1 protein-coding gene is annotated in these 631 nt (G+C 66.2%); it reads right to left on the bottom strand.

Going from position 1 to position 631, the window contains the following annotated elements:
• Positions 1-631, bottom strand: a 631-nt coding sequence (locus U5A56_RS36910; RefSeq protein WP_321927410.1) for an IS66 family transposase, incomplete at both ends; no start/stop codon positions are given.

Genomic DNA, 631 nt, shown 5'->3' with positions numbered 1-631 from the left:
ACCAGCATGCGCTCGATGATGGCGAGCACGCGGGCGCTGTACCGGGTACGCAGTCGCTGCCGGCGTTCAGACTTCCACTTCGCGCTGCGCGCCTCGGCCGCGAACAGCTTGCCGATCAGCACGACGAAGCGCGTGGCCAGCAGATCAGGCGAGCGTGCAGCCTTCGGCACCGACTCCTCGGCCTTGATGAAGCCGCGGCGCACGTGTGCCCAGCATCCGAGATGCACGAGCTGGTGATCGTGGGCGATGCCGTTGTAGAGCTCGTACCCGTCAGTCATCAGCACGGTGCCAGGCTGCACGCCGGCATAGAGCTTCTGCGCATGCTGGGCGCCGCGTCCCGGCGAGTACGAGAACATTCGCACGGGCGGCCCCGATCCGTTGACCTGCGCCCATAGGTAACTCTTCGCCTGCGGCCTGCGTCCTGGCTCCTTCAGCACCTGGAACGTTGTCTCATCACCGTAGATCAGGTCCGATTCGAGCAGCGCGTCGCGCATCAGGTTGATCACCGGCTGCGTGGCCAGGCCCACCCGAACCACGCTGGCGGCCAGCGTGTTCGACGAGATGTCGCCGCCGAAGCGACGCAGCAGCGTGGCCTGGCGATACAGCGGCATACCGTACTGGTACTTGCCGG

The sequence above is a fragment of the Burkholderia sp. BCC1998 genome (genome assembly GCF_905339875.1).
In the GTDB taxonomy this organism is placed as follows: Bacteria; Pseudomonadota; Gammaproteobacteria; order Burkholderiales; family Burkholderiaceae; genus Burkholderia.
The sequence above is the reverse complement of the archived record's forward strand: the minus strand, read 5'-3'. Positions and strand labels throughout refer to the sequence as shown.